We start from the raw sequence: 22589 nt of genomic DNA, 5'->3' as shown, positions 1-22589 counted from the left end.
ATGGCTCAGTTCGGGCTTTGGTGGAGCGCCAAATCGCTCGGCTGGGCGTTGTCGGCCACCCAGAACTTGCTCACGAAGTGGGTGCCGGTCGACTCGACGGACACGATGGGGGCCGTTCGGGTTGGGAGCATGACCGGGAGCATGTAGAAGCTCGGCCAGGGGAGGCCGAGAGGCATGGTGACCTCGTAGATCCAGCCTGTGGCGCATCGAATGCGCTCTACGCGGAGTCGGGAGTCGTCGTGAAGCATCTCTGGGTCCGCCGTAGGGGTCGAGTAGTCGTATTGGGGGAGGCCGGCGGCCTCTTGGTAGGCCATGTCGTAGGCAAGGACCTCTTCCTCTGGCACCCAGACGCTCACGTAGTTGAAATCGCCCTCGGCGCAGGTGCGGAGGATGCGCCCCTTGAAGGGCGGGATGAGGAAGTGGGACGTTTCGACGTCCACCACGAGGCAGTTGGGGATCATGAACTCGTACATCTGCCCGTCGTCGTAACCCTGCCGAATGACGTGGAGGCCGGACTTCGTGTGAGTGAGCACTTCCAACTCGGTGGTGGGGCGCAGCGGGTTGCTGGGGCCGTGATCGAGGGGGCCCTTGTGTGATCTATGTCTCGGAGTGCTGTTCACGGGTTCAATTTTGAATGAACCCTCGCGCACTACCTGCCGGTATGTCTGTTTTGTGACCCAAGATCCGGTAAAGGGACGTTCATGTCCTTACATTCCCTTTACGTGTACCAGTGCGATTCAGGAAAGGACGTTCGGCCTTCCGGCCTCTCTCCATGCTTCCTCCACCTGCCAGGAGATCCCGCCTCTGTCAGGGACGTCCATCCCCTGCTTCTTCGCCCATGCGCGGGCGAGGGTGATGTCGCCTGGGGGCTTGGCCGACGCCCTCGTGCGGGTGGCCTTGTTGGGGCTGGTTGGGGCAGGGGCCGGCGTACTGGGAGGGTTGGTGAAGAGGGTGGAGCCCTGCTCGACGACCTCCCACGCCTTTAGGAAGGTCTCCTGGTCCTCATCGCACAGGTCATTGGACCTGTGCTGGCCTAGGGAGTTGACCCACTCGTTGTGGTGAGTGGCTTCTACCTCGTCCTTGTGCCAGTCGCAGATGCGGATGACCTTGGTCGCCATGGAACAGGACCTTACCAAGCGCATATGTGGACGTTCGGCATACCGCCTTGACCTGGAGTAGTTCTCGACTCACTCTCAGGTGGCGCGCAAGTCCGTACAGACTCGATGTCCTGGAGGGGACCATGAGGATACGGTTCTACGGCAAGAGCATGGGTGGCCCCAGCCAGTCTGGTAGCTGCCCTTCGGTCTCGGTGGACGAATCAGACCTCAGCTTGCTGATCGTTGGAAAGCGGGTAGGGGACCCGGCAGTGATCGCTGAGATCGTCAAGCACAGTCACATCGACCCGGACGAGGCCCTGGTCCGGGTTCCTGCGGATCTGCGCAAGGTTCTATGGGAGGCATTGGGTGGCGATGATCCAAACTTTGGCTGAGCTGTTCGGCCGCGCCGAACACAGCGTGACGCATCTGGAGATGCGGGACACCTACGGCTCCAACGAGCCTGACTTCGTGGCGTGGCTCGGTGGAACGTCAGTGGAAGAGTTGGAGAGGCTCGGCAACATGAACGCCTGGGTGGACCTCATCCGGGCGAATGTGAAGCGGGGCGTCACCTTCCGTCGTGCTCGGATTGTCTCCGAGCCGCACAGCGACTACATCGCCTTCGAGCACGCGGTATCCGGCTACTCGAACCTGGCCGGCGGGGAACTGGTCCGCTGGCTGCCTCGCCCGCAGGCAAAAGACATCCCCTTGCCGGGGTGTGACTTCTGGCAGATCGACGACGGCCTGATCTGCTGGGTGTTCCAGAGCGGCGATGGGGAGCCCGCGGGCTTCGAGATGTCGGAGAAGCCAGGCGAGGTCGAGCTGTGCCGGTTGGCCTTCGAGTCCGTCTGGCAACGGGCGGTCGACCATACGGAGTACAAGCCCTCCTAGTCTGACCTCCGCTCGTGCCAGCTTCACAGTCCTCCAGCGCTCAGCAGGCCCGCCAGGCCATCGCTGACCGTCTCAGGGAGATCCTTCTAGATTCCGGCCTGTCCGCCCGAGAGTTGGCGCGGCAGGCCGGTTGGGATGAGACGAAGTGCTCCCGTCTCGTCCATGCTCGCACCCCTCCTTCGGACAGCGACATCCGGCAGTGGTGCAACATCTGCGGGGCCCCAGAGGAGATCCCCAACCTGATCGCGGCCAGCCGCAACGCCAAGAACGCGTACCTGGAATGGCGCCGGGTTCAGCGCAGTCAGCGTCGGCTGCAAGAGCTGGGCCTAGAGCTGTACGAGAACAACTCGCTGTACCGCTTCTACTCCTCGAACCTCGTCCCGTGGCCGTTGCAGGTCCCGAGCTACATGCGCGCGGTCATGCAGCGCTTCTCAGACTTTCACCGGGCGGGGAACACCGACATCGAGGAAGGTGTGAAGATGCGGGTGGCGCGTCGGCGCTACCTGGAGGACGGCACACGCCGCTGCTTCATGGTGATCGAAGAGTCCGTGCTGCGGAACCGGATCTTCGGTGACGACATCATGCGCGAGCAGTTGCGCTACATCCTGAAGACGATGCGGCAGCCGAACATCTCGCTGGGCGTCATCCCATGGATGGGCCGTCGCGACCAGCATTCCTCCGAGACGTTCCACATCTACGGCGACGTCAACGTGTCCATCGAGCTGACCTCGGCCATCGTCACCATCACGCAGCCGGCCGAAATCGAGCTGTACGTCCGCTGCTTCGAGGACCTGAAAGCGGCGGCTGTCCACGGGCCGCAGGCGCGGGCCCTGGTAGAGGCTGCCACTGCTGCGCTCCCGTAAATGGCGCGCAAGTTTGTACATGTTCGTTGAGCCCGCTCAGGGCCAGGTCCTAGCGTCGAGTCACAGCCCCGCACCCGCAAGACGCTCACGGAGACCCCGATGACAGGAACCGACGCCCGAACGCCAGCCTCCGATGAAGCCCGCCTGGCAGTGCGCCGAGTCGGCCGCACCACCATGGTGCAGGTGAGTGACCTGATGTGTCCTGATCGCCTGATCCTGATGAGCGCCAAGTACTGGCGCCGCTGGAGAACCGAGGTGGCGAGTGGCCGGCTAACGCCGGAAACCGACGGCGAGCAGGTCATCATCGCAGTCCAGGACCTGTCGGTAAGCCGCGCCGTCCAGAAGGTCTTCACCACCGTGGCGGCGTACGAGGAGTTCCAGCAGGCTGCGTCCGTTGGGCGTTTCGACGGTCTCCAGCCGACTATGCCGGGGCAGGTGCACGGGCCGTGGACCTGGGCCTGCGGCACGGTGGAGATCGCAGATGGGGTTACCCGATCCGGGGTGGCGTGATGGTCACGGTCGAGTCGCTGCGGGCGGAGTTCGGGACTGTCTGGGAGATTCACGAGCTGCGCTGGGATTGGGCGGCCTCACGGCGCAAGTCGATCACTCAGCTCGCGTACGAGGGTGGGCACCTTCAGGTGCTCATGGCTCCGGATCTGGACGGGCTAGCTGTGCGGCTGGCGCAGCAGGCTGCCCTTGAGGATCCCGACCGAGTTCTGAACGGTGTGATGCTTTCGCCTGCTGAACTGCCGCCGCGCTCGCGCAGCCGGTTCTCGTTGACTACCCCGGCTGGGAACCATGACCATTCGACCGGTCCGCGCCCAGCCGGGGTGCAGTTCCCTCGGCAGATCAGCCGGGGGTGACTCTCCTGGAGCCCCCCAGGAAGCGAGGCCCCTGGCAATCCCGTCCGGAAAGGCCGACTTCCCCAAGCGGCCTTCGGCCGGGGGCCTCGCGCATAGACGGCCCCGGCTGGGCACTTTCTGACCACTCGACCGGTCCGCACCTCAGCCGGGGTTGCAGGTCCCCCAGATATCCCTTCCCAGGGGCTGGGGTTCGGGGCTCTGGTCTTCCCTCCGCATGCCCATGCTCGGTTGGCCAGGGCCCCTGTCATGTCCGCATGGTCACGAAGGAGTGCAGATGATCGCCCCGCCCAAGGCTGCCACCGAGACGACTGGTTCCGAGCCCGAGACCGAGGACCCTGCCGAGGCCCTGAAGGTCGAAGAGGAGTCCGTGGCCGACCAGCCGGCGGCCTCTGACAACTCGTGAGGGGGGACCTGTAGAAAAAAGAAAGAAGCCCCGCCCGGGACCGAGGGGGTCCCGAGGCGGGGCGATGCCTTTTACAGGCTCATGTAGTTGGGGTATCCGGCGCGTTCGCCGGGATAGATCACGAGGCTGACTCCTGCGCTCCTGATGAGTTTCACGCAGCTCGTGCAGGGTTGTCGGCTGGTGTAGAGGTTGGCGCCCTGACAGGACTTCCAGTCGGCTTCGAGAAGGACGTTGGCCTCAGCGTGAGTGCTGCGGCAATCACTGTAGCCAGGGCAGATGCTCTCGCCTCGTAGCGCTTTTGAAACTCGCTCGCATGGGCGCTCGATGCAGCCAGGAAGGCCGCTGCGGACCCCGTTGTACCCAGTACCAACGATGCGTCGATCCCCATTGACGAGCACTGCTCCGACACGATCGCGGACACAATCGCCTCGTAGTGCGACGTCGGCGGCGATGTTGAGGAAGTAGGTGTCCCAGTCGGGTCGATCCCGGCCGACGTAGATGGGTTGGGGATGCCGCTCACTGATGGTGTAGATCTCCTCGAAGTCGTCCTCCCCCATGGGGACCAGTGGAACTCCGTGCATGCTCAGAGCAGCGGCTCCTCGGGTGCATCCCACATCGTGTCGGCCAGGAGGTCGCTCAGCTCCTGGTGGAGCTTGACGGCGGCTTCGATGCTCAGCGGGGTGACGTGGTGGCTGGTAGTGCCGTGGACGCGGTGGGTGGTGCGCAGCACCACCACGTACTCCTGCTCGAAGTCGTGGTGACCTGCTTGGACGCTGGCGCGTCGGTGGATGGTGCCGTGGACGATATTCAATTCGAAGATCTTTTCCTACTGCTGAGTGTTCCAGATACGAAACGCATGCAAGCTTGTACTGCAACTTCTGTCAGATATTGCACCGCAGGGCAGCGTCAGCATGTCTATCGTGTTCACGCACGCACGCTTTTCGTAGAATCCAATTCGGTTCATCACCTTGACCTGCGGCTCCGCGTTTCCCTCTCAATGCAAGCGAACTTAAAGGCGAGGTTGAGATACTGCTCATCAAGCGAGCCGCAAGGCCCACCTGCTCCTCACAAGGAGCAGGTACTTATCCTCAGAACGCTGTCCGCCTCTGCCTCGGCGAAATAATGCGGGCAGCCTGAAGTAGAACCCACTGCACAAGGGGTGGTTAAGTCCACCGGAGGTTTGTCATGCGCAGTTTCGCGTACGTGTCGTTGGCGCTGAGCATCGCACTCAACTTCGCTTTCGGAGCGGCCATGACCGTTCGGGCTCTCGGCGCGGAGGTCCTGTCGGCCGTCACGAGTGGAGGCGCAGCATTTGTTGCCGTCGCCACGCTCGGCCTCGCGATCATTCATCTCATGGGTGGCTTCGAGAAGCAGCCTTAGCCGAACTCCTCGCATGCCTCCAATCCGGTGAGAACCCTGAGGGTCATCCGAGCAACACGCTTGCCAGGGCCAGGACTCCGAGGCCGATGGCCCCGAGGATGAAGAAGCCGAGGATGGTCATGAAGCCGATGAGGACGGCCTGGATGGCTTTCTCCATGAGGGGGCCTTTCAGAGTTCGAGGAGGGCTTCGATAGTGCGGATGCGCTGGTCCATGAGGGAGGCCGCGGCGAGGTCGCCGGCCTCCTGGGAGCGCTTGAGTTTCTTGCGGTAGCGCTCCAGGTAGCGCTTGGCCTTGCCTTCGAGGCTGCGGTCGTTGGCGCGCTGGGTGAGGTTGCGCAGGGCCTCGGCGTGGCGGGATGCCTGCTCGGCCTTCGCCATCTCCGCGAGCTTGGCGTTGTTGTAGAGGACGTCCAGGCGGCTCTTGATCTCGGCTACGAGCTTGCGGGTCTGCTCATCGCCCGTGTAGCCGTAGGCAGTCAGGTCCTTGTAGACGAACTGGTTGTACTCAGCCACGGGTTCCTCTCGGTAGGGGCTCGGGGATATGGGCACGACCAGCCCGACACCGATGGCCGCGCCCGGTACAAACATTGATTTAGGGACAGCCGAAATCCGCCTTATCCAACCTCAAGAAAGAATCTTGAAATGCGTGGTTCGGGGATCATGAAAACCCGGCATCATTTGTCTACGGGTCCCGCTTTGGGACCCACCCCACTAAGGAGCATGAAAAATGTCTGCTGTTGGAAACATGACTTTGGCGATTAGCTTCGGACTGAACGCAGGTTTGCTCTCTGGAATCGTCGCTGCGTCATTCGGGCAGGGCCCGTGGCCTTCTCTTGTCGCCGGTGCGTCGACTGGTGGAGCGGTTCTCACCCTGGTACTGACGATCATGACCTTGATCGGTTGCTTCTCGACCAGCCGCCTGAGCAAGCACTCGCCCGCCAAGGTCGAGGCTGCTTGAGCGAGCCTTCTTCATCGGCTCGCGAAGACCTGAGTCCAGTACTGATTAGATAGGCCAACGCCGATGTGAGTGAAGGAGCAGTTGAGGATGTTGGCTCGGTGGCCTGGGCTGCCGAGCCAGCCCTCCACAACCTGGGCCGCCGTGCGCTGACCGGCCGCGATGTTCTCGCCCCAGGTGCTGATAGGTGAGAAGCCCGAGCCTTCGATGCGGTCCCCAGGCCCTTCGCCGGATGGCGAGTCGTGGTCGAAGTAGCCCTTGGCGGCCATGTCCTTGGAGTGGGCGTAGGCGGCAGCGCGGAGCTTGGCCTCGTGCTTGAGCGGCTTGCAGCCGGCCTTGGCGCGTTCGGCGTTGGTGAGCTTCACGACCTGGTTCTCGGTGGTCGTGCCGACCGTCACGGCCGTGGTCGTGGTGGAGGGTTTCGGCGTCGAGCTGGCGGACGTGGACGGCTTGGGCGTACTGGTCGACCTCAGCCAGAACTCCGAGCGCCAGAGCTTGTCGCGGTTCTTGTAGCTGCGTCCGGTGCCCCACTTGGTCACCTGGACGGTCAGCAGTAGATGCCCTTCGGGCACACCCGCGTTGGTGGGGCTGGCCGGGGCCTTGCCTGCGGCCAGGTAGGCGAAGGTGTAGGTGTCGATGTCGATCAGGACGGGGTCTGTGGCCAGTTCGGCGGGCCAGCCGGGTCCGAAGTCGCACACTTCGCCGGTGGCGGTACGGCCTCGGGCCTTGACTGTGACCTTGGTTCCGAGCGGCCACATGGGGCTGGCGAAGCAGCCCTTGCGCATCTTCTGGCCGGAGGCCGGCGAGCCGGTGTCGCCTGCGATGCCTGAGCCGGTGTCCCAGAAGTAGGACGCCTTCATGACGCCGGTCACCAGTGCTGATCCGCTCGGGACGGTGGGCTTCGGTACGGCGGTCGGCTTCTTGATCGGGCTGGCGGTGGCTTTCGGGGTCTTGGTGGCGGTCTTGGCCGCGCTCGGCTTCGGCGTCGAGCTGGTGCTTGCGCTGGGCGTTGGTATCAGGTTGCCGTAGTCCTCCTGGAGCCAGGGTTCTGGGGAGGTCTCCAAGGACGACTCGGTTGAGACGGGTTCCCCGTCGTCGCCTGCGACGGCGAACGCGGCACCTACCGCAACGGAAAGGGCTGCCGCAGCGGCCCCGATTCCGACTCGTCTTACCAGGCTGCTATCAAGCGGCACGCCGAATTACCTCGTTTCCGATGGGGTCTGAACCGAAGTCCTGGAAGGACTGCGGGGCGATGGAGCGGAGCCAGGTGAGCAGCTCGCCGGCCAGCTCCTGGATCTCCGCGTCGGCGGCGATGTGGTAGCGCTTGGTCAGCACCTCGCGCCAGGCGCGCAGGTTGCCGGTGACGACCATGCCGACTGGTTGGGCGTTGAGCAGGAACGCTCGGGCGGCCTCGCGGGCCTGCTTGCGGGGCACGCCCAGCTCGGTCAGCTCGTTCCGCACCTGCACGTAAAGGTCGAGTGCCTGGTTGTGGAAGGCTTGAAGATCGCCCTCCAGATCGGTCCCCCGCAGGGCGGGCGGGACGACCGCTTCCTCGCCGGTCTGGTCCACGTACCGCTGGGACTCGACGGAGAAGGACAGGTGTCGGTGCCTGGTCAGCTCGGCGAGCAGTGACCGGCTGACGCCCTGGATGAGGAAGGTGACGCTGGAGTGCTCCAGCACGGAGTAGTGCTGGTGGTTGAGGATGTTGGCCAGGTAGCCACGGTTGGTGGCGGTGGTCGGGTTCTTGCGCTCCCACGCCTCGTAGCACTGGCGGCCTGCGGCCTCGGCCAGGGCATCAGGCCCGGTTGCCGCGCTCTCGCTCCGGAAGCCGGTGAGGTACTCGAACAGGTCGGACTGGAAGCGGGTATAGGCGATGGGGTTGACCTGCAACAAGGGGTGTTTCTCCTAGATGTCGGCCCCGTAGAGCGAGCCCCAGCTCCGCTGGGCCACCTCGGGGTCGGTGATGAAATCGACGCCTCGGATCTGGGTCCGGAGGCACTCGCCGATCTCCTTGGCGAGGGAGGGCGCCTGCTTCAGCGGCAGGCTGGCGACGACCTCGTCATGGATGGGCAGTCGCAAGAAAGAAGTAAGACCGGCCTTGTCGGCCTTGATCAGGCCACGGGCTGTCACGTCGCGCGAGGCGCTCTGGATGGCGTAGTTGATCGCGCTGTAGGACCGCTGCTGGTCCACGTAGAGGCGGCGGCCGGTGATGGTCTCGATGTAGCCCTGCTTGCCTGCAAGGCGGGTCATCTGCTTGGCCAGCTTGGCGACGCCGGGGTAGGCGGCGTTGAAGCCCGCGATGGTCTTCTTGGCCATGGCCTCGGGGATCTTGGCCTGCTCGACGAGGGCCTTCCAGCCCCCGCCGTAACACACCAAAAAGTTGGCCATCTTGGCGACCTTGCGGGTGACGCCTGCGGCGTCGGCGGTGATCTGGTGGAGGTCCTCGCCGTTGGCGAAGGCGGCGTACATGCGTTCGTCGCCGGACAGCGCAGCGGCCATCCTCAGCTCTTGTGCCGCGTAGTCGATCGAGGCCATGACGTGGCCTTCGTCGGCGAGGAAGCACCTTCTGACCATCCAGTCGCCTGACGGGAGGGTCTGAGCGGGGATACCGGTGATGCTCATCCGGCCTGTACGGGCCTGGAGCGTGTTGATGTTGGCGTGGCAGCGGCCGTGCTCGTCGGCGTTGGCCAGGAACGACTCGGGCCAGGTGCCCGCCCACTTGCCTGCCTTGCGGTACTCCTTGATGGCCCTGGCGAAGTACACGCCGTTGCCGGCCAGGTACTCCAGCAGGTCATCGTCCACCTGGGGCTTGCCGGACGGAGTCTGCTTGAACTCGGTGTGGCCCATGTAGACCAGCGCCTCGAAGACCTGGTCCGTGCTGCCGGGGTTGAACTCCTCCGGGTCGATGAAGTCGAGCTTGGAGATCTCCTGCTCGATCTCCATCAGCCAGTACTCCTCCTCCTGCCGGAGGCGGGTGGCCAGCTCGGCGGTGTACGGCTGGTCGAGCAGGAAGCCGTTCTTGGAGATGTCCGAGCAGATGCGAGCGATCTCGTGCTCGTAGCCGATCAGGTGTCGCGCGCTGGTGGGAACCTTCGGCAGCAGGGTCTTGGCCAGGACCCAGGCGAGCACCGGGTCCATCAGGCTGTACATCTGGTAGATCTCGTCGTCGATCGAGACCTCGCGGAAGTAGTCCTCCTTCTTGAGCTTGAGTTCCTTGCACTGCTGGCCGACGCTGCCCTTGATGTCCTTGGCGGCGATCGGGTCGATGTAGGTCTCGGTCAGCTCCTCAAGGGAGTGGCCTGTCCCGCCCTCCTTGCGGGCGCGGGAGTCGACCAGTCGGCTGAGGATTCCGGTGTCGATGGTCTTGGGGAACGTCTCGGCGAGGGGGACCCCCAGGTGACGGTCTGCCACCTGGAGGTCGAAGGAGGCGTTGTGGATGTAGAGCCTCTTGGCGTGCCGCACGGTCTGGGCGGCGTACCAGGCGAAGCGGGGGTGCCGCTCCACCGGCAGGAACCAGGTCTGGTCGCCTGCGGAGAACTGGGAGACCCGCAGCCGGAAGTCGGGCCGGTAGACCTCCAGGCTGGTGGTCTCGTTGTCGAACCCGAACTCCCGGTGCTGCTTGGCCCAGGCAGCGAAGGCGGGCAGGTCCTCCGTAGTCTCGATGACGTGGCCGGTGATGGGCCGACCGGCGAGCTTCATGCGGTGGACCCGCACTCCTACCTCCTGTTTCCAGCCTTATGTTTCAAGGCATGGCGAAGCGGACTACTTGACCCAGACGGCCTTGCAGGCGTCGGGGTCGTTACGGTCGAGCGGGCAGAAGTACGCCTTCCACGGGCCCTTCGCGCCGTTGCCGGTGACGTACTTCATCTCGCCGTGAGCGCAGGTCTTACCGGCCTGGCCGGGGGGCGGGGACTGGCGCTGCTGACCGCCGCCGTTGCCAGCGCTGCGCGCGGCCGGGGCGGTGCCCGAGTCGAGCGTCTTGGCGTACTTGGCCACCTTGGCGACGAGCGCCAGGAAGTCCTTGGAGCTGTTCAGCGTGGCCTCGGCCTCGGCGACGGTGTCGGAGTGGATGACGACCCAGGGGGCGTCGTAGCCCGAGCTGAACTTGATGGTGGTGACGATCTTGCCCTCGGAGGTGCCCTTGTTCACGGTGATGACGTTCTCCTTGCTCGGGGTGGTGCTGCTCGGGGGGACGGTGGCCTGTGCCTCGTCGCGGGGCGGGTCGGCGTAGGTGGCCTCTTCCGCCCAGGGGTCGTCGTTGGGGGTCTCGGAAGCCCAGGGGTCCTGGTCGAAGCTCATGTGTTTCCAGCCTTATGTATGTGGGGTCAGCGAATGGGGCATGCGCCGTTGGCGCAGTCCTCGTCGATTCCGTCTTCGACGGCTTCCAGGCCGGTGGCCTGGACCCAGTCCTCGTAGTCCTGCTGGGTGATGCGCTCGTAGGGGGCCAACTCGTATCCCCGCTCGGGGAAGATCGTGAAGCCCTTGAGAGTGGCGGCGTAGCGGTAGATGTGGTCGGCCACCTCGTCAGCCGTGTACTTGCTCGGGTCGAGGTTGGCGGTGAAGCTCACCGCGTTGTCGGAGAACTCGGTCTGGATCATCTCCTGGAAGGCCAGGAGCTGGTCCAAGGTCAGCTCGGCCGCTGTCTCCAGGATGTCGCCGGAGTGGCCTGCGGCCTCCACCCTCTCCAGGACGGCCTCCTTGGTCGGGATCTCCACGACCACGGTGTTGGCGGCCTGCGGGTCGGGCAGGACGTTGTAGCCGCGCTGTTGGTAGTCGGCGGCCTGCGCGACCTGGTCGGGGTCGATGGTGGAGAAGCGCACTCGGCGGATGTAGTACCGGGCGAAGATCGGGTGAATCCCCTCGGTCGTGCCGGGCAATTTCGCGATGCTGCCGGTCGGCGCGATGGTGGTCACCTTGACCGGCTCGGGGATGCGCAGGGCGAAGGAGAACTTGCGGGCCTCGTCTCGGATGATCTTCTTGAGCTTGCGGAAGATCGCCTGGACGTAGGGAATCTTCGGTGCCTCGCTGTAGCGGATGCCCATGACGGCCAGCGCTTCCTGCACTCCGAACAGGCCCACTCCGATACGCCGGTTCTTGGCCAGGATGGCTCGCTGGTTGGGGTCGTTAACGTCCCCGAAGGTGGCCCTGATGAGGAACCGCGTCATCAGCCTGGCGGCCCGCTCGGCTTCCTCGATGTCGAAGAACTGGGGGTAAGCGAAGGCGGCCAGATTGAGGTGGCCTAGGTTGCAGTTTTCGAAGGGTTCGAGGGCGATCTCTCCGCAGGGGTTGGTGGCGAACACCTGGCCGGTCTCGCCCACCTGGGACAGGTCGCGGTTCCACACGCCCGGCTCGCCGTTGTGGAGCATGCCGTGCGAGATGGCGTCCAGGACGGCCAGGGCGTGAAGCTGCTCGTCCTCCTCACCCGTGCCGCTGATGGCGTCGATCCAGTCGTTGTCGATGACCACGCTGATGTTGGTCGTCCAGTGGTCGCCGGCCTTCTTGCAGGCGATGAAGTCGAGGATGTACTCGTCATCCCAGGGGAGCATCGCCATGCGGGCCGATCGGCGGTTGCCGCCTGCCACGACGCACTGAGCGATTGAGTGGTCGATCGCCATGGCGTCGAGCGGGGAGACGGTCAGCCCTGCGCTGCGGTTGAGGACCGCTGCCACCTCGTGCAGCATCTTGGCCAGTGGGAGCGGGCCTGACGCGGTGCCTCCGAAGGTCTTGAGCCTGCTGCCTGCGCAGCGGACGTTGGAGACGTCGAAGACGCGGTCGAAGTGCCGGGTGTCCTCGCGGACGTAGGCGTCCAGGAGGTCCGACAGGGCGTCGGCCCAGCCTTCGCGGCTGTCGTCGATGACCATGGGCCAGTCCCACTCGTGGCTGTACTGCTTGGACAGCAAGCCCGCGGATTGCATGGCCTCGTAATCGGGGTGTCCTGGGTCGCACACGATGTGGACTTCCAGCACCCGACGTACCCGCCCGTAAGGAACAAGGAAGTCGGAGGAGTAGTTGCTGCCGACGCCGCCGCCCTCCATCAAGCGGAGGAAGCTGAACTCGAAGTGCTCGCTGAACCTGTCGGTCCAGCCGGAGGTGTGGCAGTTGAACAGGTACTGCCTGCCTCTGACCCCTGAGGCCCACAAGTGCCGGCCTGCCGGGAGGACGGCCATGTCGTGCATCAGGGAGTACAGCTCGTGGTGCTCGGCGGGGTCAGTGGCGCGGTGCCCGTCCCCGATGAGGGCGATGTTGCCCTTTACGACCCTGGACACGGTCTCGGGCCAGGTCTCTTTGCTGCCGTCCGCCTTGGTGCGGCTGTAGGTGCGGTTGTAGACGGTCTCGCCGGTGGGGCCGAAAGCGAAGGTCAAGCTGCGTTCTCCTGGTGGTAGGTGATGTTCTGGGCGCAGGCGTTGGAGGTGGCTCGGCGGCTGCCAGGGCCGTTGTCGTGAGCGCGGCCGAGGTGGCGGTTCAGCTCCTGGGTGAGCGCGGCCACGGCGCGATCGACGCTCCAGCGCTCGGGCTCGGCGAGGCCGACGTCCTCTGGGCCGAAGGCGGCGAGGATGGTGTCGTGGGTCTTGTCGCTGACCCGGTCGAGGGCGGCCTTGATGTCGGCCAGGTTGACCCACAGGTCCTTGTGATCGACGGCCACGCCGTGCTGGTCGGACTTGCTGGGCGTGGCGTAGGCGTCGGGGTTGTAGTAGGACTCGCGCAGGATCGCCCGGACTTCCTTCGGTGTGTAGACCGCCGTGGCGCTGTTCATCTGGTAGGCGTAGCTCTGCTCGCCGCAGTACTTGCTGGCCCGCTGGGACAGCAGCAGGTGCAGCACCTCGTACTCGGTCCGGCCGTGGTCGGCCGCCTGGCTGAGCTTGCGCTCGAAGGTGCGCCATTCCTCCAGGGCGCGGAGGGTGACCTCGGAGGCGATGTCTTCGGCTTCCATGGCCGGGAAGCGGAGGGCGAACTTGCGTCCGACCGACTTGGAGGCCCGCACCAGCAGGTCGGTGTGCTCCTGGCTGATCTCCACCAGAGTTTCCATCCTTATGTATGAGGGCATGGCTATGCCGCAGCTTTGAACTTGCCGTCAGAGGCGCGCTTCAGCGCGCCGTAGCGTTCGCCTTCGACGACGAAGCTGCCGTCGGTGAAGATGTCGATCGCGTGGGGGCTCACGTCGTACTTGCCGACGTAGAGCAGGCCGAAGCCCTGCTGCCAGTTGGCCACCCCGCCTGCGCCGAGGTAGCCGGCCTTCCTGACATCCATCAGATTGCCGACCTCGAAGCCCCAGCGGCGAATGGCTTTGCCGCCGATGTACTGGGAGGTGTGGCGGCGGATGCCGAGCCGGTGCGTGTGACCCATGATCACGTTGGCGCCTGCCTTGGCCGCGTGGTTGTAGGCGGTGGTACCGGCGATCTGGGACAGGCCCTTGATCTCGTGTCCGTGGATCACGACGGTGTCCGGCCCGATCTTGGTGAACGGGGGGATGACCTTGAAGCCGAAGCTGTCGAAGTCGAGCAGCTTGGCCGGATGGAACATCTCGGCGTACTCGGCCAGCGCCGGAGCTTTCTGGCTGAGGTAGACCATTGCCCGCTCGTCGTGGTTCCCGATCAGGAACTCGGTGTCCAGGTCGTAAACGGAGCGGAGGGGGCGGCTGAATTCGCGAATGAAGCCCTTGGCGTGCGACTTGACCACCTGCTTGTACTCCTCGATGGTTCCCTGCGACCAGCGGGAAGGGGAGGGCAGGTCGAGGAAGTCGCCGATCTGGATCACCCGGTCGGGCTGGTAGTCCCCGATGAAGTTGATGACGTTCTTGAGCGCCCTCTTGTCGTGGTACGGGTACTGAATGTCGCTGATCACTACTACGCGCTGGGTCACTCCCATACGCCCTCCTTGGCGAGCCGTTCGACGTTGTCGCAGTACATGAAGGTCCAGATCCCGTCCGGAGGGCTCCAGCGCCGCTTGGACTTGGGCTGGAGCGTGGGGTGGAAGGCGCAGTCGCTCTCGCACCACAGGCCGTCGCTCTGCCGCTTCTTGTGCCGCTTCAAGGCGGCGTAGCGGGCCCGGACGAGCAGGTCGTTCACTCGCCGGACTCCTCGTCGTCCTCGTCCGGGAGGTTGAGCATCGAGCGCTCCTCGTCGGAGAGGGCGTCGTCGTCCCAGATGTAGCCGATGTTCAGGTACAGGTCCCAGGAGCCGGGCAGCTCGGGGTCCTTCCAGATGAGGAAGCGTGCGCCCTGGACCTCGTCCTTGCGCTGGGTCAGCGCCTCCTGGACGAGCTTGGCCAGCATCCCTTCGATGGTGGCGGCGTTGGGGATGATCAGGCCCTCATCGACGTGGTAGCACCAGCCCTTGGCCTTGAAGAGGGCGGCCAGTTCCTCGGGGGCCAGTTCCCACTCTCCGGAGATCTTCAACTGTTGGCCCTTCGGTCAGCGGTGAACAGGATGGTGGGGACGAGCTTGGCGGCCTGCTCGTCGTCGAAGCCGTTCGCGGTCAGCTCCGCGAAGGCGGTCCAGGCGTCCTCGGCCGCCTGCTCGATGTGCTGGGCCAGCATCAGTACGCACCGCCCTGGGCGGCGAAGGTCTGCTGGTAGATCGGCGTGGAAACGGGCATCGACTGTGCGGCTGCTGCGGGGGCCGGCGTCTCGGTCTTGGCGTGGCGAGCCCTGTTGCTGGCGTAGCCGGCGAACGCCTTGTCGATGGCCTCGTTGAGCAGGCGGAGCTTGTAGCGCAGCATCACGTTGTAGGCGATGCCGTCTTCGACCTCCTCCATTGCGTACTGGATGATCTCCTGGAGGCTCATCAGCTCGAACTTCTGTCCGTGCTCCTCCTCGTACTGCTGCGCGCCGACGCTCAGGATGCGGCCCTGTACGGCGAGCACAGCGGTCATGACTTCCTTGGCGAGTTCTTCGCTGGTCACTGAGTTTCCATCCTTATGTATGAGTGCATGGGTACGTCAGGCTCCGAGCTTGGCGCGAAGCCCATCTCTGTCGTGGGCGGCGAAGAAAGAAGTAACGTCCCCACCGGTCATCGGGATCGGGCGGACGTTGTCGAGTCCGCTGTTGGCGACCTTGGCCGCCAGCTCGCGGCCGGGTTCGTCGTCGTCGTGCAGGATGTAGACGGCGTCGAATTGGACGAGGAGTCGTCGCCAGACCGGCTCCCAGGAGTTGGCTCCGGGGATGCCCACGGCGGGCAGGCCACACTGGTTGGCGATGATCCTGTCGAACTCACCCTCGGTCACGCAGATGTTGCGTGTACCGCGCTGGAGCGCTTCCGTCCCGTACATGCGGGGGATGTCGCCAGCGATTGACCGGTACTTGGGGCCGGGGCCTTCTCCGAGCTTGCGGAAGCGGATGGAGATGCACTCGCCGCCGGGGGTCAGGTAGGGGATGGACAGGTAGCCGGTCACGTGCTCGTGGCCCGGTTCAGGAGAACGGACGACGCCGATTCGGTGGAGGTTGATGCTTTCCTCGGTGAGCAGGCGTTCCGGGCCCGTCAGATAGGCCAAAGCCTCGTCGTCGAGCTGGTCGTGATACGCCCTGGAGGTCTTCTCCGTAAACCTCCTGGAGGACTGACTGGGGACTACAGCCTTCATCGAGTTCGACCCTTCTTACTAGGGTGTAGGCGTTGCCCTTGGCTCCGCAGGCGTTGCAGTGGAACGCCTCGAAGCGGACGCTGGCGGATGCATTGGAGTCGTCGTGGAAGGGGCACTTCATCGACTTCCATCGACCGCCTTCGGCCACGTAGGGCACGCTCGCTCCGAAGTGCTGCAAGAGCGGGGTGATGGGAAGCTCCACGAGTTTCCAGCCTTATGTTTGAGGGCGCGCGGAAACGGCCTCCTGCAACGCGCGCATGATCTCGGGGTTGCCGGGCTTCTTGTCGAGACGACGAGGGCGGGACAGGTCGCGGGGGGCGGCCGAGTGGTAGTAGCGGGTCATCGCTTTCTCCTCTGGCGTGAGTTGTTGTTGACTTCCTCGGAGGCGTAGCGCCTGCCGATGTGTTCGATCGCAGGCGGGAATTCCAGGTACTCAGCGGCGGCCCTCAAAACCTCCGGTCGGTCGCGGGCGGCGGTCAGCAGCCTCCCGTTGCACATGCGGCACAACAGCCCTCGGACGACCCCATCTCGGTGGTCATGGTCCACGCTGAGCCTCTGACGCCGGGTGCCCTTGCAGATGGCGCAGGCGCCATTTTGAGCAATGAACAGGGCGTCGTACTCGCCGGGCTCCAGCCCATAGGTCTTGCCGACCCTGCGGCGGTGGTGTGCCTCGCTGCGGGCCTTCTTCTGGCAGGTGGTGCAGATCCTGCCGCGTGGGCCCGAGTAGAAGCGCTCTTGGCGGTTGAGGCCGCAGCGCTCACACCTCTTCATAGCGCCGCCGCTCCGATGCTCCCTCGACCTCGACAGCCGCCTTGAACTCCTCCCAGACTTCGTCGGGCACACCTCCCCCTGGGGATTCCATGTCGTTGATGAGCATGCGGTCGAGATCGGCGTTCAGCTCGATCATCAGGTCGCCGGCCGCTGAGGCTTTGCCGCTTCGGTTCTTGAGGACGTAGACACCGAGCGCTCTGCCTTGTGGGGTGAAGGTTTCGGTGTAGGCCAGGCCCAGGACGAGGGTCTGGAGCTTGGTGATCTTCCCTCGGATGTCCTTGAGCTTGAGCGCCTGATCGCCGCTCTCGGCGTCTCCCACGACGTGGTGAAGCACCACGACGGCGGCCTCGGTCTTGCGGGCCAGGTCCACCAGGAAGCTCATGGTGGACTCCAGGCTGGTGAAGCCCTCCCCGCCCGACTCGTCGAAGACGTTGGCCAGGTTGTCGAGAACCAGCAGCTCAGGCCACTGTCCATACATATATGCATATGCATAGACTTCTTCCTCCAGGGCCGCCAGAGATGGAGCTGCGTCGAAGTCGAACCAGATGCGAGTGAAGTCCTTCAGGGCCCGGTCGTACTTCTCGCCCTTGCCTGACTTGTAGGCGGCCTCGATCTCCTGGACTCGATCGCCTGTCAGGATCGCCGCTGCGCGGTGGGCCTGGGTGACCTCGTCGGAGTCGGCGCTCATATAGATGCCTCGGCACCCGCTGCGGATGGCGAGGTTCAAGGTGAATGCGCTTTTGCCGACACCTGGAGCAGCGGCCACCATCGCCACCTGAGAGCGGCGGACGTGGACTGTCGCGTCGGCTAGGGACTGCCAGACGACGGGGATTGGGGCACCTGCTGCTTTGGCTTTTCGCTTGGCATGAGAAAGAAGAAGGATCTCCTCACCTCCTAGTTCATGAGTGGGCAGTGCTGGACGACGCCGCAGGTGCGGCAGGCGTCTCCGGGGTTGGGCAGGAACAGTCCCTGCTCGGCCAGCTCGACCTGGCGGACGAACCACTCCTTGATCAGGTCTTCGTCGAGCGTGGTCAGGTCGATGGGGGGAGTGGGTTTGCCGTCGCGGGTCATGAAGAAGTCGCCGAAGCTGACGTCTTCACCCAGGACCTCTCGCACGGCCTGGCGGTAGACGATGAGCTGGAAGGGCACGCTGGGCGACTTCGAGCCACTCTTGATGTCGCGGACCAGCAACTCGCCTGTACGGGTGTCCTGCATGAGCAGATCGATATAGCCACGGATGACGACGTTCGCGAACTCGATCTCGAAGCCGACCTCGGCGGCCGGCGAGCCGTCCGGCATCTCATAGGGCCGCAGACCATGGTCTGCGAGGTTGTAGTCGATGTAGTCGTAAACCTGCGCCAGGCCGCCCGTGTAGCGGTCCCGCAGATCGTTGACCACCTTCTTCCGGCCTCCGACCAACCACCGTTCTCGGTCGGGCTCGACCTCGTCAGCCTTGGCTATCTCTCTGCGCCAGGTGTCCTTGAAGACCTCTTGGGCCTGCTCGACAGGCATGGTGCGGTGGGACTTCTCCCACGCGTCTGCGGCCTCGTGGATGCTCGTTCCCTGCACGAGCCATCCGGCCGGGAGAGAAGGAAGTCGTAGGACACGCTCCAGTTCGTAGGACACACCGCATCGGGCGATGCTGGTGAATCGGGAGACCGATGTTCGTATGGGCAATATCGTTTCCAGCCTTATGTATGAGGGCGTGAAAAGGTCAGGCGGCATTCCAGAAGTTGAACGAGATGTCGTCGCCCGTGTTGAAGGCGTCGCGGAGCCTGGCGGTCTCGGGCAGGCGGTTGAGGGCGGCAACGAGAGCCAGGGGAGAGGTTCCCGTGTCTGCGGGGATGATGATCTCGAAGTACGTGCCTCCGTACCCCTGGGCCGAATGCACCTCGACGTCACGACCAACCCAGATCAGGCGAGGGGTGTTGAGGTCAGCGGCCAAGTCCTGGGGTCCGGTCGTCATTGTTTCCATCCTTATGTATGTGGTGCGAGAAAAAGCGCCCCCCGAAAGAGCGCTTTTCGAGGGGCGGTTCAGGGCTTCGGTTGCAGGGCTGCCCGCACGTCTTCGAGGACCATGCGGATATGCCAGTCAGGTTCTTCGGCCGGGCGCTCGAAGAAGCCGCGTTCCTTGGTGTAGTCGATGTCCAGGCCCGCGTCATAAAGGCGCGTGGCCCATCTGAGGCCGGTATTCATCTTGGCCAGGGGCACCGGGTGCCCCTGGGCTACTCGGCTCAGGCTGCGCAGGTTGGTGATTTCCCGAGTCTGGCCGTGCTCTCGTGCGACGCTCCAGGGGATGTACTTGGCGTGTGAAACGGTGATTCGCCTGACCAGGCCAAGGCGTTCGGCTGCCTGCTGAACGCCGCCTATTGTGACCCCGAAGTGTGTTGCAATCTCCTTGTAAGTCTTGCCCGCCTCGATCATGCTGCGGAGTTCAAGCGGGTCAATAATTCGATTAGCCATGGGTGGTCAGTCCTTCAGTAATTGACTAGGGTTCATTTGTGGCTCACCTACTTAAGGGGTGGTGCATTCAGCATCGAATGCACGAGGGGAAAGGGGAGGTTGACGTATCTCGAAAACGGGAGGTAATCATGTCGAGCTTTCTGCGTTGGGGAAGATTCGACAGCTCGGCCGAACGCACGGCGCGATGGGTCCGTGCGCTCGAAAAGTATCGAAGCTAGTGCAGGTTCCAACCCAGAGCCAGTCTTACCCGCGTGTGCGGGTCCATGGTTTTCGGTCGTGGTGTTCCACGGAACCTTTCTGTCACTGGGGCGCGGCAATCCATGCCGTCTTTGTATTTCTCCTCCTCACGAGAGCTGGCGGGTCGCTACTACGCTTAGCTACCAGTCCCGGACCGTTCTTCTGGCGACGGTGCCCATGGATTGTCATGTGTCGTGCGCGTCTCCGCTCTACTTCCGGCCTTTCGGCTGTTCGGCGGCGGTGCGCTTATGTCTCTAAGTTACCAGCCTTATGTTTGGCCGTCAACTCGTTTCCAGTCCGGCCAGCCGTTCTACCTGGGGTTTCTCCCCGGACTTCCCGGCCGCCTCTCGCGGCGACAAGAAGTACGTTACCAGCCTTATCTAGGCGTTGCAAGCCTTATGCAAACGATCACTCAGCGTGACCGCAGGCGGGCTGCACTCCATGTGCAGTCATGGGCAGACAGGGTGTTAATGATCTTGTTATGGGCACTTTCGGGTGCACATCTGAAGCTAGACCGGCTTTGATCGAGGATCGCGTTTTTGCAGGTCAGAGCAGAAGTTTGTGCAAAGAACGATCTACCCTTAGGGTTAGGAGAGTCCTTTTGTCCAAGCATCGGTGACCGTGGCGGAGACACGCGTTTCAACGGTAACGCCACTCGCGTGCAGGATCGACGCCGCGCTGTCGAGCCAGGGCCACTCGGTCGCCCAGTGGGCGGCGTCGATCAGCGCGGGGCCGCCGGTCTCCACGAACTCACTTGCCGGATGATGCCGCAGATCCGCCGTGAGGAACACGTCGACCTGCGCGGCGGCGGCCGTACCGAGGAGTGAGTCGCCCGCCCCCCCGCTGACCGCCACCCGCCGGACGGGGCGGGACAGATCGCCTGCCACGCGGATGCCCCATGCCGTTCTGGGCAGCCCCTGCGCCGCCTGCGCCGCGAACTCCCCCAGCGTCGTCTCCGCCGCGACCTCGCCGATGCGGCCGAGCCCGCGCCACGGGTCGTCGGGGAAGGGCTGGAGCGGCACGAGGTCGCCCACCAGCCCCACGGCCCTGGCCAGGGCGTCGGATACGCCGGGGTTGGCGACGTCGGCGTTCGTGTGGGCGGTGTAGAGGGCGATGTCGTTCTTGATCAGGGTATGGACGAGTCGTCCTTTCGGCGTGGTCGCGGCCACGCTGGTGGTGCCGCGCAGGTAGAGGGGATGGTGGGTGACGATCAGGTCGGCCTCCCACTCCAGCGCCTCCGCGGCCACGGCCGCGACGGGATCGACCGCGAACAGCACCCGCCGCACCGGCTGGGCCGGATCTCCGCAGACCAGCCCCACCGCGTCCCACGACTCGGCCCGGGCGGGCGGGTAGGCCGCCTCGAGCACCTCGATCAGGTTCGTCAACGTCACAGCAGCCACCAGCGCAGACTACCGGCCTGTGAGAGGGTCTCGGCGGGCGTGACGCGGGGTGTCGCCAGAACGGGGTTCGGCGTACTGTAAGTGAATCCTGACACGCGGAGGACGGCATGGCACCCAACGTCGCGATCATCGGAGCGGGGTTCGGCGGACTGTGCATGGCGATCCAGCTCGAACGGGCCGGGATCCGCTCCTACACGGTCTTCGAGAAGGCGGACGACCTCGGCGGCACCTGGCGGGACAACAGCTATCCGGGGGCGGGCTGCGACATTCCCTCGCATCTGTACTCGTACTCGTTCGAGAAGTACGCGAGCTGGACGCGCCGCTATCCCGAGCAGCCGGAAATTCTCGGCTACCTCGAACACTGCGCCGATAAATACGACGTCAGGCGGAAAATACGCTTCGGCACAGAGGTGCGGCGCGCCGTCTTCGCCGGCTCGGCGTGGGAGGTCACAACCTCAGGATCTGGTACGACGACCACTCCCGGGCATGTAGACGAGACAGGCGGGGACGGCGGCCTGCGGACCGAGACGTTCGACGTGGTCGTCATGGCGGTGGGGCAGCTCAACCGGCCGCGCCTCCCGGACATCGCGGGAATGCCGGATTTCGAGGGCGAGTCGTTCCACTCCGCCCGCTGGAACCACGACCACGACCTCACGGGCAGGCGCGTCGCGGTGATCGGCAACGGGTCGTCGGCGGCGCAGCTCATCCCCCGGGTCGCGGAGCAGGCCGAGCACCTGTCCGTCTTCCAGCGCACCCCGAACTGGGTGATCCCCAAGCCGGACGCCGCGTTCGGGCCGCTGACCCGGCTCGCGTTCCACTTCGTGCCGGGGCTCCAGCGGGCCTACCGCGAATGGATCTACCGGTACGCGGAAGGCACCCTCTACCCCGCGCTCGCCCAGGGGTGGAGCGTCGGCCTGCTCAAGAAGCGGGCGCTGGGGCACCTTCAGGACCAGGTGCCGGACCCGGCACTGCGCGCCAGGCTCACGCCCGGCTATCCGCCCGGCTGCAAGCGAGTGGTCATCGACAGCGCTTTCTATCCGGCGCTGACCAGGGCGAACGTCGATGTGGTCACCGACAGGATCGTACGGATCACGGCCAAGGGCGTCGAGACCACCGAGGGGCTGCGCGAGGTCGACACGATCGTCTACGCGACCGGTTTCAAGAGCACCGAGTTCCTGGTGCCGATCGAGGTCATCGGGCGGGACGGGCGCTCGCTGGAGGCGCAGTGGGCGGGCGGGGCGGCGGCGTACCTGGGGATCTCCGTGCCCGCCTTCCCGAACATGTTCCTGCTGTACGGGCCCAACACGAACCTCGGCCACAACTCGATCATCTTCATGATCGAATGCCAGGTGAATCACATCATGTCCTGCCTGCCGCACCTGTCCCGTTCTGGGCCGATCGAGGTGCGGCCCGAGGTCATGGCGGCGTGGAGCAGGCAGCTCGACGCGGCGATGGCGCGGATGGTGTGGGGCGGGGGGTGCCAGAGCTGGTACAAGACGGCCGAGGGACGCGTCACGAACAACTGGCCAGGTCCGACGACGCTCTACCGCAGGCTGACGGCCAGGCCGCCGCTTCCCGCGTACCGGTCCGCGTGAGCTCGCGGCCTCGGTTGGTCAAACCGTGGTCGTACAGGTGATCGAGAAAATCGGACTCAGGGCGCATTGGCCCGCCAGGACCTCCGCGATAACGTCCAA

General features: G+C 64.6%; 34 protein-coding genes and 1 pseudogene. 10 read left to right on the top strand and 25 right to left on the bottom strand.

Annotated elements, in window-relative coordinates:
- Positions 1-5: 5 nt before the first annotated feature.
- On the bottom strand, positions 6-620 hold the full coding sequence (locus ABEA43_RS07875; protein ID WP_345559949.1) for a hypothetical protein: 615 nt from the start codon (positions 618-620) through the stop codon (positions 6-8).
- A 117-nt stretch (positions 621-737) separates the two neighbouring features.
- A complete protein-coding gene (locus ABEA43_RS07870) occupies positions 738-1118 on the bottom strand; it encodes an Lsr2 family DNA-binding protein (RefSeq protein ID WP_345559948.1) in 381 nt (126 codons plus the stop codon).
- 122 nt (positions 1119-1240) lie between these two features.
- Between ABEA43_RS07870 and ABEA43_RS07865 the strand changes: the two genes are divergently transcribed.
- The 6 genes from ABEA43_RS07865 to ABEA43_RS07840 all read left to right on the top strand — a co-directional run bounded on the left by ABEA43_RS07865 (position 1241) and on the right by ABEA43_RS07840 (position 4114).
- Positions 1241-1489, top strand: coding sequence for a hypothetical protein (locus tag ABEA43_RS07865; protein WP_345559947.1), 249 nt, complete (start codon positions 1241-1243; stop codon positions 1487-1489).
- On the top strand, positions 1482-1985 hold the full coding sequence (locus ABEA43_RS07860) for a DUF6879 family protein (protein WP_345559946.1): 504 nt from the start codon (positions 1482-1484) through the stop codon (positions 1983-1985). The genes ABEA43_RS07865 and ABEA43_RS07860 overlap by 8 nt, the downstream gene beginning before the upstream one ends.
- Positions 1986-1999: 14 nt before the next feature.
- On the top strand, positions 2000-2848 hold the full coding sequence (locus tag ABEA43_RS07855; protein WP_345559945.1) for a helix-turn-helix domain-containing protein: 849 nt from the start codon (positions 2000-2002) through the stop codon (positions 2846-2848).
- 99 nt (positions 2849-2947) lie between these two features.
- Complete coding sequence (locus ABEA43_RS07850) at positions 2948-3358, top strand: hypothetical protein (RefSeq protein WP_345559944.1); 411 nt, start codon at positions 2948-2950, stop codon at positions 3356-3358.
- Positions 3358-3711, top strand: a complete 354-nt coding sequence (locus tag ABEA43_RS07845) for a hypothetical protein (protein WP_345559943.1) — start codon at positions 3358-3360, stop codon at positions 3709-3711. Before ABEA43_RS07850 ends, ABEA43_RS07845 begins: the two co-directional genes overlap by 1 nt.
- Before the next feature lie 274 nt (positions 3712-3985).
- On the top strand, positions 3986-4114 hold the full coding sequence (locus ABEA43_RS07840) for a hypothetical protein (protein ID WP_345559942.1): 129 nt from the start codon (positions 3986-3988) through the stop codon (positions 4112-4114).
- A gap of 71 nt (positions 4115-4185) precedes the next feature.
- Here the strand turns inward: ABEA43_RS07840 and ABEA43_RS07835 are convergent, their stop codons facing one another.
- Together ABEA43_RS07835 and ABEA43_RS07830 are read right to left on the bottom strand one after the other, a co-directional pair.
- On the bottom strand, positions 4186-4671 hold the full coding sequence (locus ABEA43_RS07835) for a deoxycytidylate deaminase (protein WP_345559941.1): 486 nt from the start codon (positions 4669-4671) through the stop codon (positions 4186-4188).
- A gap of 26 nt (positions 4672-4697) precedes the next feature.
- Complete coding sequence (locus tag ABEA43_RS07830) at positions 4698-4925, bottom strand: hypothetical protein (RefSeq protein WP_345559940.1); 228 nt, start codon at positions 4923-4925, stop codon at positions 4698-4700.
- Between the two features lie 374 nt (positions 4926-5299).
- Here ABEA43_RS07830 and ABEA43_RS07825 point away from each other — a divergent pair, with 374 nt between their 5' ends.
- Positions 5300-5494 carry a hypothetical protein gene (locus tag ABEA43_RS07825; RefSeq protein ID WP_345559939.1) on the top strand — a complete coding sequence of 65 codons (195 nt, stop codon included), beginning with the start codon at positions 5300-5302 and terminating at the stop codon, positions 5492-5494.
- Positions 5495-5662: 168 nt separating this feature from the next.
- Here ABEA43_RS07825 and ABEA43_RS07820 read toward each other — a convergent pair whose 3' ends face one another.
- Positions 5663-6007: a hypothetical protein gene (locus tag ABEA43_RS07820; RefSeq protein ID WP_345559938.1), complete on the bottom strand. Its 345-nt coding sequence runs from the start codon at positions 6005-6007 to the stop codon at positions 5663-5665.
- A 214-nt stretch (positions 6008-6221) separates the two neighbouring features.
- Between ABEA43_RS07820 and ABEA43_RS07815 the strand changes: the two genes are divergently transcribed.
- Entirely contained in the window at positions 6222-6452 is a 231-nt protein-coding gene (locus ABEA43_RS07815; RefSeq protein ID WP_345559937.1) for a hypothetical protein, read from the top strand.
- Positions 6453-6463: 11 nt separating this feature from the next.
- Here the strand turns inward: ABEA43_RS07815 and ABEA43_RS07810 are convergent, their stop codons facing one another.
- Positions 6464-7309 carry a CAP domain-containing protein gene (locus ABEA43_RS07810; protein ID WP_345559936.1) on the bottom strand — a complete coding sequence of 282 codons (846 nt, stop codon included), beginning with the start codon at positions 7307-7309 and terminating at the stop codon, positions 6464-6466.
- On the opposite strand from ABEA43_RS07810, the gene ABEA43_RS07805 reads away from it, so the two are divergent.
- Positions 7308-7478, top strand: a complete 171-nt coding sequence (locus tag ABEA43_RS07805) for a hypothetical protein (protein WP_345559935.1) — start codon at positions 7308-7310, stop codon at positions 7476-7478. The genes ABEA43_RS07810 and ABEA43_RS07805 overlap by 2 nt on opposite strands.
- A 153-nt stretch (positions 7479-7631) precedes the next feature.
- Here ABEA43_RS07805 and thyX read toward each other — a convergent pair whose 3' ends face one another.
- From thyX to ABEA43_RS07715, 19 genes and pseudogenes are all read right to left on the bottom strand, one after another.
- Positions 7632-8342, bottom strand: a complete 711-nt coding sequence (gene thyX / locus ABEA43_RS07800) for an FAD-dependent thymidylate synthase (protein ID WP_345559934.1) — start codon at positions 8340-8342, stop codon at positions 7632-7634.
- A gap of 12 nt (positions 8343-8354) precedes the next feature.
- Positions 8355-10148, bottom strand: a complete 1794-nt coding sequence (locus ABEA43_RS07795) for a DNA polymerase (protein ID WP_345559933.1) — start codon at positions 10146-10148, stop codon at positions 8355-8357.
- 63 nt (positions 10149-10211) lie between these two features.
- Positions 10212-10748 carry a hypothetical protein gene (locus tag ABEA43_RS07790; RefSeq protein ID WP_345559932.1) on the bottom strand — a complete coding sequence of 179 codons (537 nt, stop codon included), beginning with the start codon at positions 10746-10748 and terminating at the stop codon, positions 10212-10214.
- A gap of 26 nt (positions 10749-10774) precedes the next feature.
- Complete coding sequence (gene nrdJ / locus ABEA43_RS07785; RefSeq protein WP_345559931.1) at positions 10775-12811, bottom strand: ribonucleoside-triphosphate reductase, adenosylcobalamin-dependent; 2037 nt, start codon at positions 12809-12811, stop codon at positions 10775-10777.
- On the bottom strand, positions 12808-13476 hold the full coding sequence (locus tag ABEA43_RS07780; RefSeq protein ID WP_345559930.1) for a hypothetical protein: 669 nt from the start codon (positions 13474-13476) through the stop codon (positions 12808-12810). The genes nrdJ and ABEA43_RS07780 overlap by 4 nt, the downstream gene beginning before the upstream one ends.
- Positions 13477-13496: 20 nt before the next feature.
- Positions 13497-14315: a metallophosphoesterase gene (locus ABEA43_RS07775; RefSeq protein ID WP_345559929.1), complete on the bottom strand. Its 819-nt coding sequence runs from the start codon at positions 14313-14315 to the stop codon at positions 13497-13499.
- Positions 14306-14515, bottom strand: coding sequence for a hypothetical protein (locus ABEA43_RS07770; protein ID WP_345559928.1), 210 nt, complete (start codon positions 14513-14515; stop codon positions 14306-14308). Before ABEA43_RS07770 ends, ABEA43_RS07775 begins: the two co-directional genes overlap by 10 nt.
- A complete protein-coding gene (locus ABEA43_RS07765; RefSeq protein WP_345559927.1) occupies positions 14512-14844 on the bottom strand; it encodes a hypothetical protein in 333 nt (110 codons plus the stop codon). The genes ABEA43_RS07770 and ABEA43_RS07765 overlap by 4 nt, the downstream gene beginning before the upstream one ends.
- Entirely contained in the window at positions 14841-14984 is a 144-nt protein-coding gene (locus tag ABEA43_RS07760) for a hypothetical protein (RefSeq protein WP_345559926.1), read from the bottom strand. Before ABEA43_RS07760 ends, ABEA43_RS07765 begins: the two co-directional genes overlap by 4 nt.
- On the bottom strand, positions 14984-15349 hold the full coding sequence (locus ABEA43_RS07755) for a hypothetical protein (protein WP_345559925.1): 366 nt from the start codon (positions 15347-15349) through the stop codon (positions 14984-14986). The genes ABEA43_RS07760 and ABEA43_RS07755 overlap by 1 nt, the downstream gene beginning before the upstream one ends.
- Before the next feature lie 36 nt (positions 15350-15385).
- Entirely contained in the window at positions 15386-16024 is a 639-nt protein-coding gene (locus ABEA43_RS07750; RefSeq protein WP_345559924.1) for a toprim domain-containing protein, read from the bottom strand.
- A gap of 16 nt (positions 16025-16040) precedes the next feature.
- Positions 16041-16145 (bottom strand): annotated as a pseudogene (locus ABEA43_RS68120) (CHC2 zinc finger domain-containing protein); the annotation flags it as partial.
- Between the two features lie 93 nt (positions 16146-16238).
- The gene (locus tag ABEA43_RS07745; protein ID WP_345559923.1) at positions 16239-16367 is read right to left on the bottom strand and encodes a hypothetical protein; all 129 of its coding nucleotides are present in this window, start codon (positions 16365-16367) and stop codon (positions 16239-16241) included.
- The gene (locus tag ABEA43_RS07740) at positions 16364-16795 is read right to left on the bottom strand and encodes an endonuclease VII domain-containing protein (protein ID WP_345559922.1); all 432 of its coding nucleotides are present in this window, start codon (positions 16793-16795) and stop codon (positions 16364-16366) included. The genes ABEA43_RS07745 and ABEA43_RS07740 overlap by 4 nt, the downstream gene beginning before the upstream one ends.
- Complete coding sequence (locus ABEA43_RS07735; protein ID WP_345559921.1) at positions 16782-17798, bottom strand: AAA family ATPase; 1017 nt, start codon at positions 17796-17798, stop codon at positions 16782-16784. The genes ABEA43_RS07740 and ABEA43_RS07735 overlap by 14 nt, the downstream gene beginning before the upstream one ends.
- On the bottom strand, positions 17690-18520 hold the full coding sequence (locus ABEA43_RS07730) for a RecB family exonuclease (RefSeq protein ID WP_345559920.1): 831 nt from the start codon (positions 18518-18520) through the stop codon (positions 17690-17692). Before ABEA43_RS07730 ends, ABEA43_RS07735 begins: the two co-directional genes overlap by 109 nt.
- Positions 18510-18761, bottom strand: a complete 252-nt coding sequence (locus ABEA43_RS07725; RefSeq protein WP_345559919.1) for a hypothetical protein — start codon at positions 18759-18761, stop codon at positions 18510-18512. The genes ABEA43_RS07730 and ABEA43_RS07725 overlap by 11 nt, the downstream gene beginning before the upstream one ends.
- Positions 18762-18829: 68 nt before the next feature.
- Complete coding sequence (locus ABEA43_RS07720) at positions 18830-19258, bottom strand: hypothetical protein (protein WP_345559918.1); 429 nt, start codon at positions 19256-19258, stop codon at positions 18830-18832.
- 824 nt (positions 19259-20082) lie between these two features.
- Positions 20083-20886 carry a Nif3-like dinuclear metal center hexameric protein gene (locus ABEA43_RS07715; RefSeq protein ID WP_345560781.1) on the bottom strand — a complete coding sequence of 268 codons (804 nt, stop codon included), beginning with the start codon at positions 20884-20886 and terminating at the stop codon, positions 20083-20085.
- A gap of 116 nt (positions 20887-21002) precedes the next feature.
- Here ABEA43_RS07715 and ABEA43_RS07710 point away from each other — a divergent pair, with 116 nt between their 5' ends.
- A complete protein-coding gene (locus ABEA43_RS07710; protein ID WP_345559917.1) occupies positions 21003-22490 on the top strand; it encodes a flavin-containing monooxygenase in 1488 nt (495 codons plus the stop codon).
- The last annotated feature ends 99 nt before the right edge of the window (positions 22491-22589 follow it).

This window comes from Nonomuraea rosea, assembly GCF_039539705.1.
Lineage (GTDB): Bacteria > Actinomycetota > Actinomycetes > Streptosporangiales > Streptosporangiaceae > Nonomuraea > Nonomuraea rosea.
This window is presented reverse-complemented; position numbering and strand designations above follow the sequence as displayed.